Source organism: Oscillibacter ruminantium GH1, from assembly GCF_000307265.1.
GTDB lineage: Bacteria > Bacillota > Clostridia > Oscillospirales > Oscillospiraceae > Oscillibacter > Oscillibacter ruminantium.
The window spans coordinates 419,465-435,578 of sequence record NZ_DF158896.1; the positions used below are offsets into that span (position 1 = coordinate 419,465).

Consider the following 16,114-nt stretch of genomic DNA (forward strand, 5'->3'; position numbering starts at 1 on the left):
TTCTCGGCCAATCGGTAATTAGGAGGAAAGAACATCATGGCGGAACAGGAGCGAAACGAGACTTGCGCACTGACGGTAAAGCGGAAGCGGATTATGATTTATTTTATCGAGGCGACGCAAAAACTGATCCGGACCGATGGGGTGGACGGGCTGTCTATTCGAAAAATTGCCAATGAGGCTGGTTACAACAGCGCCACCATTTACAACTACTTTCGGGATCTGGAGCATTTGACACTGTTTGGGTCCGTGTGCTACTTGCGGGATTACGTAATCGCCTTATCCAAATCGCTGAAGCCGGAAATGTCCTCGCTGGACCGGTTTCGGACGATCTATCGGTGCTTTAATGAGATTGCATTTCAGCACCCGGACATTTTCCACAACATGTTCTTTGGCCGCCACAGTGAGATGATGGGGGAAGTGCTGCACATTTATTACAGCGATCTTTTTCCGGAAGAGCTGGCCGGGTTCAGCGCCCCGCTGCGGCAGATGATGCTGTCCGGCAGTATGCTGGAGCGCGACCGCGTCACGATGCAGGACATGGTGGTAGAGGGCTTTGTAGCCCCGGAAAAGGCCGACATCACCTTGCGGCTGATTGTTGCCGTACACCAGAACTTTATTTACGAGGCGTGCATTCACGGGGACAGTCTGGATTGCGAGGCGCACAAGCAAAAATTCAGTGAAATGCTGGAATACATTTTGGCTCAGGCAAAATAAGACCAAAAGCGGCGGTTCGGAAGGCTTTCCGAACCGCCGCTTTTCACAGCCTGTTTAATAAGGCTGAGGTATTTGAAGATTTTTCTGTTTAAGAAATGAGCCTGCACTCAGTAAGACAGCAGAAGCTCCCGTACCTTTGCGATAAACTTCTCCCGATCCACATTCAAAACCACGAAGACGTGCCGGTCGGCAAACTGCTTGTCGCTCCAGAGATCGGTAACGGTTTTGCCCAGCGTCACTTCTCCACGGGTTTCCACATAGACCCCTGCCTCCTCACCGGAAAACAGCTCCGGACAGGCCAGAAACAAAACGGGGCAGGTGTCATGGCAGCAAAGACCGGGGGCCGAGATTCGCTCGTTAAAGGCCAATGCCAGCTGATTGCTCTGGTGGACGAAGCGGCAGACCGGCGTATCGTGGCTCCCGATCTCATCCACTTCCTCGGGAGTGAGATAGGCTTTCAAGGTCACATCCAATCCGCACATTACCACTGGAACACCGGATTTGAACACCATCTGCGCGGCGTGGGGGTCGCCGTAGATATTAAACTCCGCCGCCGGAGTGACGTTGCCGCCCTGCGCCGCGCCGCCCATGAGGAGGATGCGCTTGAGCAGCGTTTTCAAGTCGGGATACTTTCCCAGCGCGGTGGCGAGATTGGTCAGGGGCCCCACGGCAATCACCTGCAATTCGCCCCTGGCGGCCTTTGCCGCCTTATAGAGCGCGTCCCACGCAAGGGTCGTTTCCCGGGGCGCTTCGGACGGGGAAAGCTCCACCTCGCCCACGCCGTTTTCCCCGTGAACCAGCGGCGCGGTGCGCAGGGGGACAAACAGCGGGTACTCCGCGCCGGGGTAGACGGGAACGTTCAGGCCCGCCAGACGGCAGACGTTTCGGGCGTTTTCAAAGGTATGGTGCAGCTCCGCGTTGCCCGCTACGGCGGAGATACCCAAAAGCTCCAGCTGGGGGAGCTTGCCGATGGACAGCAGCGCCACCGCGTCGTCCACCCCGAGGTCGGTGTCAAACCAAATGGGGATTTTGTTCATACCCGCACCTCCCATCCGTCATAGGCTTTCACCGCTTCCGCCATCAGGTCCACGAAGCCCGTTCGATCCAGACCCAGAACGCACCGGGCGTTGGGAGCGCGGCCCAGCTTTCCGTGGAGGTCGCCCACCGTGGCGCCCCGGCAGTATTCGCCTGCGGTTTCAATTTGCACGTACAACTCCTGTATGGTAAAAAGCTCTGGCCGCAGCAGAGCGGCCACCGCCACCGCGTCGTGAACCGGCGCGCCGGCATAGCCCAAATCCCGGTGGAACTTGAAGAAAAATTCCAGCCAGTCGGCCACCACACCGGCCACCTGATTGCCCACCTTGCGGATGCGTTCAAAATCCTCCGGGAAGATCAATGCCTGCTCCGTTACGTCCAGTCCGGACATGGTCAGCGGAATACCGGAAGAGAAGACGAGCTGTGCCGCCTCCGGGTCCACCAGAATGTTGAATTCCGCCGCCGGCGTCCAGTTACCGAAGGCGATGCCGCCGCCCATGACGGAGATTTGCGCGATTTTGGATTTCAGTTCCGGATGGGCCAGCAGGAGCGCAGCCACGTTTGTCTCCGGCCCGGTGGCAATAATGATCACCGGATCGGGGCTTTCCCGCAGCGTTTTTGCCATCAGCTCCACCGCCCCCATGGGGGACAGGGGGCCATTCGGCTCAGGGAGGGCGGGGCCGTCCAGCCCCGTCTGCCCGTGGATGTTTCCGGCGGTGATGGGGTCGGAGAGAAGAGGCCCGGGACGGCCCATGGCAATGGGGGCGTCGATGCCCAGCAGGGCGCACACGCGCCTTGCGTTATAGGTGGTTTTTTCGATGGTCTGATTTCCTGCCACGGAGGTGACGGCCAGAATGTCCAGCATGGGGCTGGCGTTTGCCAGCATCCACGCCATCGCGTCGTCATGGCCGGGGTCGCCATCCAGAATCACGGGCAGTTTGGATAGAGTTGTCATACGCGGTTTCCTTTCCGGATAAAATTGCGGTGGTTCATTTCGCCGCAGCGGCTTGCAGAGCGGCGGCGGAGTGCCGCTGCTTTGCGCGGCTGCGCCCCACCAGAGCGAAGACCACCAGACCCAGAATCGTCACAAGATAGGGGATGGGGGAGACGAGGTTGGAGTCCGCGCCAAGAGACGAGACTTTAATGCCCAGCGCCTGCGCAAGACCGAAGATCAGCGCCGCCACCATAGACCCGAAAGGCTCGCCCGCGCCCATGGCCTGCGCCGCCAAAGCGATGAAGCCGCGGCCCGCCACCATGTCTAAAGACCAACCCATGGCGTAATACATGGACATGTATGCCCCGCCAAGGCCCGCCATAGCCCCGGAGAGGCCGATGGCAATGTACTTCACCCGCAGAACGCTGACGCCCACAGAGGCCGCGGCGTTGGGGTTTTCGCCCACGGAGCGGATGTTCAGTCCCAGAGGGGTTTTGTACAGCAGCACCCAAGTTATAAACACCAGAAAAAAGGCCAGATAGGTCAAAACGCTGTGGCCGGAGAGAATATCGCCCAGAATGGGGATGTCCTTCAACAGCGGAATGTTGACGGCGGGAACCTGAAGGTTTTTCGTGATGAGCGAGGTGGTGGAGGCCAGTGCGGAACCCTCCGTCGCCTGCGTGATGACCTTGACCAAAAACAGCGTGCCGCCGGAGCCGATCATATTGACCGCGACGCCGGTGAGAATGATGTCGGTTTTCAGGTTGAAGGAGAAAAATCCCATCAACAGCGCCACGATGACGCCCACCAGCAAAGCCAGCAGAACGCCCGTGGCCCAGCTTCCGGTCCAATAGGCGGTGAGCGAGCCGAACAGGGCGGAGATCATCATGATGCCCTCAAGGCCGATGTTGGAAATGCCGGCCTTTTCCCCGATGACCGCGCCCAGCGTGGCAAACAGGATGGGGGCGGTGATGCGGAGAACGGAGAAGAAGAAGTCTGTGGTGAAAATACGTTCCAGCAGCATGTTACTTCACGCTCCCTTCTGCTTGAGCGGCTTTTTGGGCCAACTCCTCCTGTGTGTTCCGAACCACCAGATGCTGGCGGTAGCGGGACAGGAACTGCTCCGCCGCGAAGAACAGGAAGATCAGCGCCTGAATGATATCAATCAGCTGGGCGGGAACGCCGGAGTAGGTGCTCATCAGGTTGCAGCCCTTGTCCAGATATGCCATAAAGAAGGCCGCAAAGGGAACAAACGCCGGGTTGTTTCCGGCGAGGATGGCGACCGTGATGCCCGTCCAGCCGTATCCGGGCAGAGCGCTCCAAGAAAACGCGGTGTAGCGGCCCAGCATCTCAATGCCGCCGCCCATACCGGCCAGAACGCCGCCCAGTACCTGCGACAAAATCACGATGCCGCCCACCTTCATACCGGAATACATGGCAAAATCCTGATTGATGCCGATCATGCGGATGGCGTAGCCCCAGCGGGTGCGGTACATGAACAGCGTGGTCAGCACCACGAAGACCAGCGCCACGATAAAGCCCCAAGAGAGCTTGGAACCGTTGTCGATCAGCTGGGGAATGGCGGCGTCCGCCTGAAAGGGATAGGACTGAACCTGACCCTTGGATTTGTCCGCCAGATGGGTGTTCAGCAGATATTTGATGAGATACATGACCACATAGTTCAGCATCAGAGAGTTCACCATCTCGCTGACCCCCAGTTTTGCCTTCAGCACGGCGGGGATGAGCATCATGGCTCCCACCGCCGCCGCCGCGATCAGCACGCAGACCACCGGCAGAATTCCGGCGGGCAGATCCAGATAGATGGCGCCCAGCGCGCCCGCAAAAGCGCCCAGCATGATGCCGCCCTCGGCACCCAGATTGAACTGGTTGGCGGAGAACATCACGCAGGTGGCAAGGCCGGTAAAGATCGTGGGGATCATGGACGCCAGCACGTCGGAGAGATTCTTGGTGCTGATGCTGCCATTGGACCGGAAAGCCGGGCCAATCAGCAGCTGGCGCAGCGCGCCGCCGGTTTGGGTGAGCTTTGCGGAAAAGGCCGCGCCGAAGGACGCGCCGTCCGGTGTGTCGGCGCAGATAAAGATCAACAGCGTTGTTACCAGCAGGGCGATCAAAATTGCCGCCGCGCCGCGAACAAGACCGAAGAGCATGCTTTGCTTCTTATTCATGACAGACCCTCCCAACCTCTTCGGGGGCCTGCTGCTTCAGGCCCAGCATGTATTCGCCCATCACCTCGTCGCTCAGGTCGGACGTATCTTCAAAATAGGCGGAAATGCGCCCGCCGTACATGACGATCAAGCTGTCGGACAGCTCCATGACCTCGTTGAGGTCGGCGGATACCAGCAGCACCGCAACGCCCGAGCGGCTCAGCTCCACCAGCTTGCGGCGGATGAACTCCGTGGCGCCCACGTCGATGCCGCGGGTGGGCTGATCGGCGATGATGAGTTTGGGATTGTTGGAAAATTCCCGGGCCACCACCACCTTTTGGATGTTGCCGCCGGAGAGCATCTTCACCTGCTGCGCGCCGGATTTGCACAGCACGGTATAGTCCTCAATCAACTGGTCACATTCATTATGAATGGCCTTCATGTCAAACAGGGGGCCTTTATTCAGCCGTTTTGTTCCGCACCGGTCGGAGATCAGGTTTTCTTCAATGGTGCCGCTATCCGCAATGCCATAGAGCATCCGATCCTCCGGCACAAGAGATACGCCCATCTCGCGAATTTTGCGCTGGGACTGCCCCAGAACGCTGGCTCCGTTTACCTCCACAGACCCGGCGTTGGGCGTGTTCAGGTGGAACAGCATGTCCACCAGCTCTTTCTGCCCGTTGCCCTCTACGCCGGCAATGCCCAAAATCTCGCCCTGACGGAGATCGAAGGACACCTTGTCCAGCATTTTTTTGCCCCACTCGTTGATGTACTCCAAGTCCCGGACCCGCAGCACGGATTCGCCGGGCTGGGCCTTGCCCTTTTCCACCTTGAGCACCACGTCCCGGCCCACCATCAGACGGGAGATTTTTTCGGGGCTTTCGTCTTTCGTCTCATACACACCCATGGATCGTCCACCCCGGAGAATGGTCATGCGGTCGGTGATCTGCATGATCTCCGCCAGCTTGTGGGAGATGAAAATAATCGTGTAGCCCTGTTCCTTCAGACTCATCAGCTCTTTGAAAAGCTCTGTGGTTTCCTGTGTGGTCAAAACGGCGGTAGGCTCGTCCAGAATCAAAATTTTCGCACCCCGTACCAGTGCCTTCAAAATTTCCACCTTCTGCTTCATTCCAACCGGAATGTCGCAGACCCGGGCGGTGGGGTCCACATGGAGATTGAACTTCTCCGCGTATTCCTTTGTGATCTCAATGGCCTTGCCGCTGTCAATAAACAGTCCGGATTTCTTAGGGACCATCCCCAGCACCATGTTCTCTGCCACGGTGAGGCTGGGCACCAGCATAAAGTGCTGATGGACCATGCCCACGCCCTTGGCTATGGCCACGGTGGGAGAGGTCAGGTTGACCTTTTCGCCGTTGACCCAGATTTCGCCGCTTGTGGGCTGCTCCAGACCAAACAGCATTTTCATAAGTGTGGATTTTCCAGCGCCGTTTTCTCCCATCAGCGCGTGAATCTCTCCCTTTCGGACGTTCAGGTCCACGCCCTGATTGGCGGCGATGCCGTTGGGGTAGACCTTGGTGATCCCTTTCATTTGGACCACGTATTCCTCTGTCATATGCGGGATTCCCCCTCCTGTGATTTTCTGTGTGCGGTTTTTTAGGACGGATTGCGGTAAAACGCTCTCCTGTCCACGCAGATGGGGAGCGGCACGCCACTCTCCATCTGCATGGGCGGGAGCGACAAAGAGGGGGCAAAAGCCCCCTCTTTGCGGCAAAGCGGGAAGTTTACGGACGGACGGATTCACGCAGGGCGATGGCCCCGTCGTTGTCGTCGATGGCGGAGGGCACAACCACAGAGCCGTCGATAATGCTCTGCTGTGCCGCTTCCAGAGCGGCCTTCGTCTCGTCGGAGGCGTATGTAGTGAAGTTCTTGTCGGTGACGATGCCAACGCCGCCCTCGGGAATGCCCAGCAGGATGTTCTGGCCGAACAGATCTTCGCCGGCGTCCCACTGGTCGAAGAACCAAACCAGAGAGTTGCCAATGTTCTTCAGGCCGGAGGTCAGGGTGATGGCGGCAAGGTCAGAGGAGAAGGTCAGCTCCTGATCGGAGTCCACGCCCAGGAACCATGCTTTGCCGGTTTCCAGAGCGGCCTCGGCGGCGCCGTTGCCGGAGTTGCCGGCCACGCCCCAGATGATGTCGCACTTGTTGTCGTTGATCATGGACAGGCCGTATTCCTTGGCGATGGCGGTGTCCACGTAGTCGTTGGTATAACGGGTATCAATTTTCACGTCGGGGTTGATGCTCTGTGCGCCCAGAATAAAGCCGTACAGGAAGTCGTTGATAACGGGGCTGTCCATACCGCCGACAAAGCCCAGAACCGCGTCTTCATTAATGTTGGCAACGCTGGTGTCGGTAGTCATGCAGGCGGCAAACACGCCCATGAGATAGCCCAGATCATTCTGCTTGTAGTTGATGTTGACCACGTTGGGCTGGCTGGACTCAGAGTCAAAAATCAGATAGTGCTGGTCGGGATACTTGGCGGCGACTTCGTTCAGATATTCAGGCATCTGATAGGTGCCGCAGACCACCAGATCATATTCGCCCGCGTCGGATACCTCGTACAGGGTGGACAGCCAAGTGGGCTGGTCTTCGTCCGAGCCGCCCATCTCAATGGTGTTCAGGGTGATGCGGCCCGCATCGCGCAGCTGCTCAAGGCCCGACTCTGCCGAGTCAAAGAAGGACTTGTCGCCAAGGTTGCCGTTGACAAGATATGCCACATTGTACACCTTACCGCCTTCGGTGGAGCCGGAAGCCGCACCGGAACCGGAAGCAGCACCCGAGCCGGACGCGGCGGGGGTGCTTCCGCAAGCGGCCAGCGAGAATGTCATGGCCAGTGCAAGAGCAAGCGCAAACAACTTTTTCATGTAAAGAACCTCCAAAATATTTTATCCCAAAGTTCCTCGAAACCATGAAACCATGTGCTGTTCGGAACTTTGAGATGAAATAATTGTAGCGACTCCCCATGCAAATGTCAATTTGGACCAGAAAATTTATCTGTTTTTCACAAAAAAAGTCAGGTATTTCCGGCAACGCAATCGTTTGCGGAAAAGAAGCGGGATATCCGCTCCCGTCCGGCCCGCCGGAGAGGGATTTTTCAATTGTACATTGGGGGATTTAATGGTACAATTATAAAGGATCAGAGCACATTGGCCCCGCCGAGGCGGGAAGATGGAAAGGGACGGGGAGCGACATGGACTGCTTATTTGTCATCGATTATCAAAAGGATTTCGTGGACGGGGCGCTGGGCTTTTCCGGCGCCGAAAAGCTGGACAGGGGGATCGCCGCGCGGATTCGGGAATACGGTCCGGGCCGCGTCTGGTTTACCCGGGATACCCACACTGCGGATTATTTGAACACCAGAGAGGGAAAACTTCTTCCGGTGATTCACTGCGTAAAGGGTACGCCCGGCTGGGAAAATTACGGCGAGACTGCCAAGGCGCTGGAGGAAGTGAGGGCGGTGGGCATCGACAAGGCGGCCTTCGGCATGGACCTCGGCGACCCGGCGGTGCTGGCTGTTTTGCCAAAGGAGGCGGAGCGCATCGAACTGTGCGGACTGGTCTCCAACATCTGCCTGATCAGCAACGCGGCGGTGCTTCAGAGCCGCTATCCGCAGGCCCGCATCGCCGTGGATGCGCGGCTCACCGACAGTTTTGACCCGGTGCTCCATGAAAAGACACTGGATGTGCTGGCGGGATTGCAGGCGGAGATTTTGAACCGCTGATGCAAAATTAAAAAATCAACCGTTCCGGCGGGGTAGCCTGCGGGGGCGGAATTATGATCAATACAGGGAGGATATTCCATGAAACTCAGCTTTTTCGGCGCCGATCAGTGCGTCACCGGCAGCTGCCATTGCCTGGAGATCAACGGTAAAACCATCCTGATAGACTGCGGTTTGCAGCAGGGGCGGGATGAAGTCTCCAACGGGGAGTTTCCATTTAACCCCGCGAATGTGGATTATGTGCTGGTGACCCACGCCCACATTGACCACTCCGGCCGCATTCCCATGCTGATCCGGCAGGGCTTCCACGGGGAGATTCTCACCACCCGCCTCACCGCGGACCTGATGCGCATCATGCTGCTGGACTCTGCCCATATTCAGGAGCAGGACGCCGAGTGGAAAAACCGCAAGGGTGAGCGCGCCGGCCGCGCGCCGGTGGAGCCGCTGTATACGATTGAGGACGCTCAGAAGGTGGGCGAGTTTTTGCAGACCTGCGAATATCAGGAAACGGTGGACCTGTGCGAAGGCGTGACCGTTCAGTTTGCGGATGCGGGCCATCTGCTGGGTTCCGCCTCTATTTTGATGACGCTGCGGGAAAACGGGGTGGAGAAGACCATCATCTTCTCCGGAGATATCGGCAATGTGGACCAGCCCATCATTCGTGACCCGGTTCATTTCACAGGGGCGGACTATGTGGTGATGGAATCCACCTACGGTGACCGGAATCACACTGAGGTGTGGAGCTATACGGACGATCTGGCGAAAATCATCGACGAGACGATGGCCCGGGGCGGCAACGTGGTGATCCCCTCCTTTGCCGTGGGCCGCACACAGGAGTTGTTGTATTTCATCCGGGAGATCAAGGATAAGAACATGGTGAAGTCCAATCCGGACTTTCCTGTGTACATCGACTCTCCCCTTGCCAAGCAGGCCACCCAGATTTTCACCGGCGACCTCCGTGGATATCTGGACGAACAGGCGCTGGAGTTAGTGGCGGACGGTACCCATATGTTCAGCTTTTCCAACCTGCACATGACCGAGACGGTGGACGAATCCCGGGCGCTGAACGAAGACCGCACGCCCAAGGTCATCATCTCCGCCTCCGGCATGTGCGACGCGGGCCGCATTCGCCACCATCTTAAGCACAATCTATGGCGCCCGGAGTGTACCGTTGCTTTCGTGGGCTATCAGGGGGAGGGAACGCTGGGGCGGCTCCTGCTCAACGGCGCGGAAAGCGTCAAGATGTTCGGTGAGGAAATCAATGTTCGGGCGCAGATCGTGAACTACACCGGCCTTTCTTCCCATGCCGACCGGGATCATCTGCTCAGCTGGATTGCGGATATCAAGGAGCCAAAGCCGCAGCATGTCTTCGTGGTCCACGGCGACAGGGAGGTGGCCCCCTTCTTTGCCCAGACGATTCAGGGCATGGGTTTTACCGCCCACGCGCCCCAGTACACCGAGGTTTACGATCTGGCGGCGGACGTTCAGCTGGAGCCGGGCTATCTGCCTGAGCGCAAGGTCAAGACCGTGGAAGGAAGCAAGATTTCCCCGGCGTACGAGCGGCTGGTGTCCGTGGGCCAGATGGTGGTCGAAGCCATCAAGCGCGCCAAGGGCCGGGACAACAAAAGTCTGGCCAATTTTGCGGATCAGCTGAAAAAGGTGCTGGAGAAGTGGGAGGCGTAAATCGCCCCCACAGGCTCGGTCTTCTGCTGCAGGTGACGCGATTCCACAAGCCCTGCGAAATTTCCCGTGCCGTCTTCGGCCCAATTTTTTCAATAAGGAAACATGTATGGAACGTCTGTTGTTGAACAATTCCTATACCGGCACGGTGGAGGGCTACTCCAGCGAGGGCCTTGGCATCGTCCGGATCGACGGCGCGGTGGTATTCGTACCCCGCGCCGTCCGCGGCGAGCGCGTTAAAATCCGCATCACAAAGGTTATGAAAACCTGCTACGCGGGGGAGATCGCGGAGCTTTTGACCGCCTCGCCGGAGCGGGTGGAATCGGACTGCCCGTATTTTGGCCAGTGCGGCGGCTGTGTCTACCGGCACATGAGTTACGCCGAAGAATTGCGGGCCAAAAAGCAGAAGGTGCAGGATGCGCTGGAGCGCATTGGGGGCCTTGATCTGCGGGTGGAGGAGATTTTGGGCGCGGACGACCCGCTCCACTACCGCAACAAGGCCCAATACCCGGTGGGAGGCGGCAATGCTGTTGGCTTTTACCGCCAGCGGAGCCACGAGGTTATCCCCGTGGAGCGCTGCCAAATCTGCGCTCCCGCCGCCGACGCCACCGCCGGGGCCGTGGCCGCGTGGATGCGGAAGTACGGTGTTCCGGCTTATGATGAGCGGACGGGGAAGGGACTGGTGCGCCATGTTTACGTGCGCACCAACAAAAAAGGCGAGAGCCTTTGCTGCGTGGTGCTCAACGGTAAAAATGCGCCCCGGGAGCCGGAGCTGGCCGCCATGATTTTGGTCGCCGCGCCCCAGACCGTTGGCGTGGTGCTCAACGGCAACACCCGTCCGGGTAACGTGATTCTGGGGAATCGGTATCGAACACTCTGGGGACAGGATTTCTTGATGGACGAGCTGTGCGGCCTGATGTTCAAGCTGTCGGTGCCGTCGTTTTATCAGGTGAACCGGGAGCAGGCCGAGGTACTGTACGGCAGGGCTGTGGAGTTCGCCGGATTGACCGGGGAGGAGACAGTCCTTGATTTATACTGCGGCGCTGGAACCATCACGCTGACCATGGCCGGAAAGGCAAAAAGGGTGATCGGTGCGGAGATCGTCCCCGAGGCCGTTGAAAACGCAAGGGAGAACGCCGCGCGCAACGGCGTCCAAAATGCGGAGTTTTTCTGTGGTGATGCGTCGGAAATTGCCGCTAAGCTGGAGCGGGAGGGCCTGCGGCCCGATGTAATTACCGTTGATCCGCCCCGGAAGGGCTTGGCCCCGGAGGTGATTGGAACTGTCGCCGCCATGAAGCCGAAGCGGGTGGTGTACGTCTCCTGTGACCCTGCCACGCTGGCCCGGGATTTGAAACACTTTGGGAAACTGGGGTATCAGGCGCACCGCGCTGTGGCGGTGGATCTGTTTCCGGGAACGTATCATGTGGAGACGTGCGTACTTTTATCCCACAAAAACCCACAAACATCTCCACCATCTTTATAAACAGGAAAATTGAATAAAATGGACTTCAGAGGTAGCTCTGATTCATCACATGGGAAAATCTCTATTTCTTTGATTAGCGAAGAAATCAGAGATTTTTTCTCTTCATCACTGATTTTGTCATACACTTTATCAAAGTTTGCCAGTAGAGTGTAGATGTTTTCCAGTGTGATAGCATCTTGCTCCACAGCTTTGCGGCGCAGCTTTACATCCTCAATTTTTTCTTCCAGCTCTACAATGGTGTCATATAGTCCATCAAGGCGAAGGGTCATATCGTGGAGCTTGCGTTCTCTAAAACGAGTATCTTCCGGCAGACTGTCTATTTCATTTTCAAGACGGGTTTTATTAAGCTCAACCTCCCGTAGCTTGGATTCATAATTGCTTAGTTCTCTGTTTAAAGTGGAAGTATCAATTTCCTTACCTATCCTTGATTTGATTTCTGTTGCAAAATCTTGATTTTTAATCAACTCTCTGATTGCCTCAATAACAAGCGGCTCTATGTCAGTTTTCTTGAGCATAGCTTTATAGTCGCAGCTTTTTCCCCGTGCGGTGCGAGCCTTACTGCACACATAATAGTAAATCTCTTTATATGTACCGTCTTTGTTTGTCCAAGCGTGTTTGTTGGTGTACATCGGGCCACCGCATTTCGGGCATTTTAAAATACCACTTAATAAGTGCGCTCTGTCCCGACCAATTTTAGACGGGGATTTAATGCCTGTTAATTCTCGTTTTACATGTGCCTTATTCCAGAGCGTCTCATCTATGATAGCTTCGTGCTGACCGTCTGCAATAATGTATTCATCCTGGTGTACTTGGCGGTATTCGTTTTTTGTGCCCTTGACCTTTTCTCTTGTTCGTCTGCCAAAGGCAATTTTTCCAGTGTACACAGGATTGTCGATTATCATTCTGACAAAATGCGTACTCCATTGTGAAAGAGTACCGTTGGCACGTTTAATTTTTGGGATACCCTGCAAATTAAGATAGTTAGCAATTTTATAAAATCCCATATTGCCGTTTACATATTTGTCAAAAATAATTCGTATCGCTTCGGCTTCATTTTCTTGGATATAGAGCTGTTTGTCTTTGAGGTAGTAACCATAGGGAGCAAACCCACCATTCCATCCACCTTGACGAGCTTTTTCTTTTCGTCCGTTCATTGTCTGCTCTATGATATTTTCACGCTCTATTTCTGCAACGGCAGACAACACTGAAATCAAAAGCTTTCCGCTTGTTTGCGAGGAATCAATTCCTTCCTCAATGCAAATTAAGTTTACACCAAAGGATTGAACGTGTTCCAAAGAATTTAAAATATCGGCTGCATTTCTGCCAAAGCGGGAGAGCTTATAGACTAAGATGTAGTCAATCTCTAACCCATTTTCAATATCACACAGCATTTGTTTAAAAGCGGGTCTGCCTTCTATGGATTTGCCGGATTTACCAGCATCTTCGTAAATATCTACAATTTCCATTTCTTCTCTGTCTGCAAAACGTCTTAAGCTGTTTTTCTGCCCATCCAAGCTGAACCCATCAACCTGCATTTCGGTACTTACACGAGGGTAAAGTACACATTTTTTTCCACTCCGATTCATATTAGTTGACCTCCAATCAATGATTGGAAAACATCAATCCATAAGCACTGCTCTATTAGACATCACGATTGATTTCATCTAAAACCTCTGCACCATGCTTTTCTATAATCCGAGAAAGTACATTGATAAAATCCTGATATGCTTTGGTTTTCTCATAAGAATTAGGCGGTGCAGCAGCCGTAGCAGTAGGAACAGGTGCATTTTTGATATTTTCCATTCGCAATCACCTCCAAGTGTCTTGCTTACATAAAGTATAAGCGTATCGACGGTTTATGAAAAGTTTGTCACTGTCTCATTTATAGTAAAACCAAGCACACCGCAAATTTTGATAAAACAAAAATGCGGTGCGGTTAGTTTTAACAGTTTGCCGTATTTGCCACGCACCCCGGCAAGGGGATATTTTGAGCTGCCGTTAGCGAAAGCATATATGCTTTTGGCATCATAGTCCCGCAATACCGTATGTGCTTCTCCCAAAAGCCACGCATACCGCAGGAACTCCCCCTCAAGTCTGTGGGAGGTCGTGAGAAAGTATCATTATCCCTTATGTGTGTTATGGCGACGAACGTGCTACCGTTCGGTCTAATGGCTGCATTTATCGCTCCAACGGCTGTAATACCCATGCTCATAAAGGCTCTCGTCAATTATTTGGTTTCCTTTTTGTCAAGGGTGTTACAACGGTCATCATGGCGATGCCCATTATGTCGCTTTGCTTTTCAGCCACATAAGTTTCGTACTCAAAATATCGTATATTCAGTTGTCAAGGAACATAGAAAAGGATTTTACCTCCCTCTATATACCCTGACTTTTTTCCTTAGGGAACGGAACATGATTTAGAAAAAACTTTTTAGATATTTTTCTATGGTATGTAAACCTCTTTCTATACCAATGCGGACAGCTTTTTCACTTACCCCTTCTGCTTTGGCAATGGCTGTTTTACTCATACCCATAAAATAATGAGCATAGATCCGCTTTGCCTGCTTGTCCGGCAGAGAAGTAATGGCAGCGTGAAGTTGCTGGCTTGTAAGCTTACGTTCGTAGATTTCATCGGGTGAGAGAGAAGCAAACAAGATGTCATGTTCAATTCCATCCCCACGGTTAAGAGAGTAGTGTGCTTTGTAGCGGTATTTCTTTCTCTCATATGCCGCTTCAGCTCTTGCAGATTCCTCAAAGATAGCAAATAGCTCATCTGGCACTTCTACAAAGGTGTCTTGTGTGTAGTAAGGGTAATAATCTTTCAGATTAATTGTTTTCATGGTTTTTACCATCCTTTCGATTTTTGGGTTTACTGAAGTCGAAAGGACAGCGGTGGAGAACGGCAGCGAGGCTCTATAAACGCAAAAATGCCCGACTGAAAATACAGTCGGGCATAAGTGGAAATATTAACCTTTACTTGGTGATGTGTGTGTTCATATTGAAAGCCGTAATTTCCCGCTGGTGGGTGTAGGCTTTTTTTGATGAATAGAAATTAGGTGGAGTATGAGAGTTAAAAATAAACACAGCGATACCTCCTTGATACCGCCGTGTCTACAAAAAAGGGCAACACCCTCCGTTTGTCCAATTTTTCAAAAGGAAAACGGCGGCCTTGCGTTAAATGCGAGTTTCATATTACAAGTCTATTTTCTTCCCCTAAATTGTTTTTTCAGAAGTGATTCCTGTATCAAATACTGTCTGTATGAACCTATCACTTGCGATTTCTTTTCGTCACTGACATACTGTAAAAAGCACTTAAATAATATTATCCATTCCTCATACGCTATTGCAGAGGTCTGATAATTTGATATTCCATGCCTTTTTCTCAGTTCTTTTAATTGTCTGTACGAAAAAATCCTTTTAGAAAAGGTTCTATTATTTTTATAACAATAACAAATAAAATCAAGATAAAGAGCCGCCTGCCGATGTGCAGCGGCTGCGTTTGGCGACGTGGCGGACCGCCGGGCGGATATTGCGAGAAGATCCCACCCTTGAAGAACTGCTGCACATGCTCCCCAAATGGGGAACGCCATCCATTGAATTATTAAAGGATGAGAAGATCAAAACGAAGGTAGATGCACTTACACAGCGGCTGGCGGAGGATATCCGCATCCGCAGTAAAACAGTTGGATTTCTCGCGCAGACAAAATCTCAGGCATCGAAAGCTGACCGTTCTGCGGCCTACCGCGCAATGTACCAGTCAGCGCGCGCAGCCATTTTGGACGAGATTGGACACACCATCGGGGAACCGCTGGTTGGCAGCCGGCAGGAATCGGGTGACCTGATGGATTCGCACGAGCTGAATGAGACAGTACGGCGTCTGGCTGCACAGATTCTCCGGGAAAACAAAAGTTTTCAACAGCTTATGGATGAGCTGCCGAAGGCAAGTCCGCTCCGTCAATCGCCGCTGCGGCAGGAAAAGTATCAGGAACAGTTGGAGCAGATTATGGGTGAGCTGACTGGCGACCTGCGCATGAGGACATTAATAGAGGGCTATGCTGCCGCGCACGGCGCAGATTCGGACAGTTACCGGAATATTCGGAAGGAGGAATACGGAAATCTCTATCGCGCCATGCACACGCTGGTACTGGAAACCGTTCGGCAGGAAAAAGGCTATGAGGAGCAGGAGCAGCAGGACATGGTCGTAATGGCGCTGCTGCGGCTGTTCCGAAGCGGCAGTCAGAGCAAGAATCAATTGCATAGCCAACGAGACTTCCAGCGTGAGAAGTATCGAAACCTCTCCGAGACGGCAAAGCGCGATTTGAAGAAAAAACGTCAGCAGGAAGGCAGCTGGTCAATGGAGTTTTAGAA

Annotated in this window: 14 protein-coding genes; 5 read left to right on the plus strand and 9 right to left on the minus strand. The window is 54.2% G+C overall.

Annotated elements, in window-relative coordinates; translation table 11 throughout:
- The first annotated feature begins 36 nt into the window (after positions 1-36).
- Complete coding sequence (locus ON16_RS02045) at positions 37-714, plus strand: TetR/AcrR family transcriptional regulator (protein WP_040658970.1); 678 nt, start codon at positions 37-39, stop codon at positions 712-714.
- Positions 715-821: 107 nt separating this feature from the next.
- Here the strand turns inward: ON16_RS02045 and ON16_RS02050 are convergent, their stop codons facing one another.
- The 6 genes from ON16_RS02050 to ON16_RS02075 all read right to left on the minus strand — a co-directional run bounded on the left by ON16_RS02050 (position 822) and on the right by ON16_RS02075 (position 7,730).
- Complete coding sequence (locus tag ON16_RS02050; protein WP_051131470.1) at positions 822-1,751, minus strand: nucleoside hydrolase; 930 nt, start codon at positions 1,749-1,751, stop codon at positions 822-824.
- Positions 1,748-2,704: a nucleoside hydrolase gene (locus ON16_RS02055; RefSeq protein WP_040658972.1), complete on the minus strand. Its 957-nt coding sequence runs from the start codon at positions 2,702-2,704 to the stop codon at positions 1,748-1,750. The genes ON16_RS02050 and ON16_RS02055 overlap by 4 nt, the downstream gene beginning before the upstream one ends.
- Before the next feature lie 34 nt (positions 2,705-2,738).
- Positions 2,739-3,707: an ABC transporter permease gene (locus ON16_RS02060; protein WP_040658974.1), complete on the minus strand. Its 969-nt coding sequence runs from the start codon at positions 3,705-3,707 to the stop codon at positions 2,739-2,741.
- 1 nt (position 3,708) lies between these two features.
- Positions 3,709-4,869 carry an ABC transporter permease gene (locus ON16_RS02065; protein WP_040658976.1) on the minus strand — a complete coding sequence of 387 codons (1,161 nt, stop codon included), beginning with the start codon at positions 4,867-4,869 and terminating at the stop codon, positions 3,709-3,711.
- On the minus strand, positions 4,862-6,421 hold the full coding sequence (locus tag ON16_RS02070) for an ABC transporter ATP-binding protein (RefSeq protein ID WP_040658978.1): 1,560 nt from the start codon (positions 6,419-6,421) through the stop codon (positions 4,862-4,864). The genes ON16_RS02065 and ON16_RS02070 overlap by 8 nt, the downstream gene beginning before the upstream one ends.
- A gap of 169 nt (positions 6,422-6,590) precedes the next feature.
- Positions 6,591-7,730 (minus strand): BMP family ABC transporter substrate-binding protein, encoded by a 1,140-nt coding sequence (locus ON16_RS02075; protein WP_040658979.1) that lies wholly within the window; start codon positions 7,728-7,730, stop codon positions 6,591-6,593.
- A gap of 326 nt (positions 7,731-8,056) precedes the next feature.
- Here ON16_RS02075 and ON16_RS02080 point away from each other — a divergent pair, with 326 nt between their 5' ends.
- The 3 genes from ON16_RS02080 to rlmD all read left to right on the plus strand — a co-directional run bounded on the left by ON16_RS02080 (position 8,057) and on the right by rlmD (position 11,747).
- Positions 8,057-8,587 carry a cysteine hydrolase family protein gene (locus ON16_RS02080; protein ID WP_040658981.1) on the plus strand — a complete coding sequence of 177 codons (531 nt, stop codon included), beginning with the start codon at positions 8,057-8,059 and terminating at the stop codon, positions 8,585-8,587.
- Between the two features lie 78 nt (positions 8,588-8,665).
- Entirely contained in the window at positions 8,666-10,267 is a 1,602-nt protein-coding gene (locus ON16_RS02085) for an MBL fold metallo-hydrolase RNA specificity domain-containing protein (RefSeq protein WP_040658983.1), read from the plus strand.
- A gap of 106 nt (positions 10,268-10,373) precedes the next feature.
- On the plus strand, positions 10,374-11,747 hold the full coding sequence (gene rlmD / locus ON16_RS02090) for a 23S rRNA (uracil(1939)-C(5))-methyltransferase RlmD (protein ID WP_051131471.1): 1,374 nt from the start codon (positions 10,374-10,376) through the stop codon (positions 11,745-11,747).
- Here rlmD and ON16_RS02095 read toward each other — a convergent pair.
- The 3 genes from ON16_RS02095 to ON16_RS02100 all read right to left on the minus strand — a co-directional run bounded on the left by ON16_RS02095 (position 11,684) and on the right by ON16_RS02100 (position 14,586).
- Positions 11,684-13,333, minus strand: a complete 1,650-nt coding sequence (locus ON16_RS02095) for a recombinase family protein (protein WP_040658986.1) — start codon at positions 13,331-13,333, stop codon at positions 11,684-11,686. The two genes, rlmD and ON16_RS02095, sit on opposite strands and share 64 nt — an antisense overlap.
- Before the next feature lie 55 nt (positions 13,334-13,388).
- The gene (locus tag ON16_RS15895) at positions 13,389-13,550 is read right to left on the minus strand and encodes a hypothetical protein (RefSeq protein ID WP_162829292.1); all 162 of its coding nucleotides are present in this window, start codon (positions 13,548-13,550) and stop codon (positions 13,389-13,391) included.
- A gap of 613 nt (positions 13,551-14,163) precedes the next feature.
- The gene (locus ON16_RS02100; protein WP_040658987.1) at positions 14,164-14,586 is read right to left on the minus strand and encodes an RNA polymerase sigma factor; all 423 of its coding nucleotides are present in this window, start codon (positions 14,584-14,586) and stop codon (positions 14,164-14,166) included.
- Positions 14,587-15,245: 659 nt separating this feature from the next.
- Between ON16_RS02100 and ON16_RS02105 the strand changes: the two genes are divergently transcribed.
- The gene (locus ON16_RS02105; RefSeq protein WP_144032025.1) at positions 15,246-16,112 is read left to right on the plus strand and encodes a hypothetical protein; all 867 of its coding nucleotides are present in this window, start codon (positions 15,246-15,248) and stop codon (positions 16,110-16,112) included.
- The last annotated feature ends 2 nt before the right edge of the window (positions 16,113-16,114 follow it).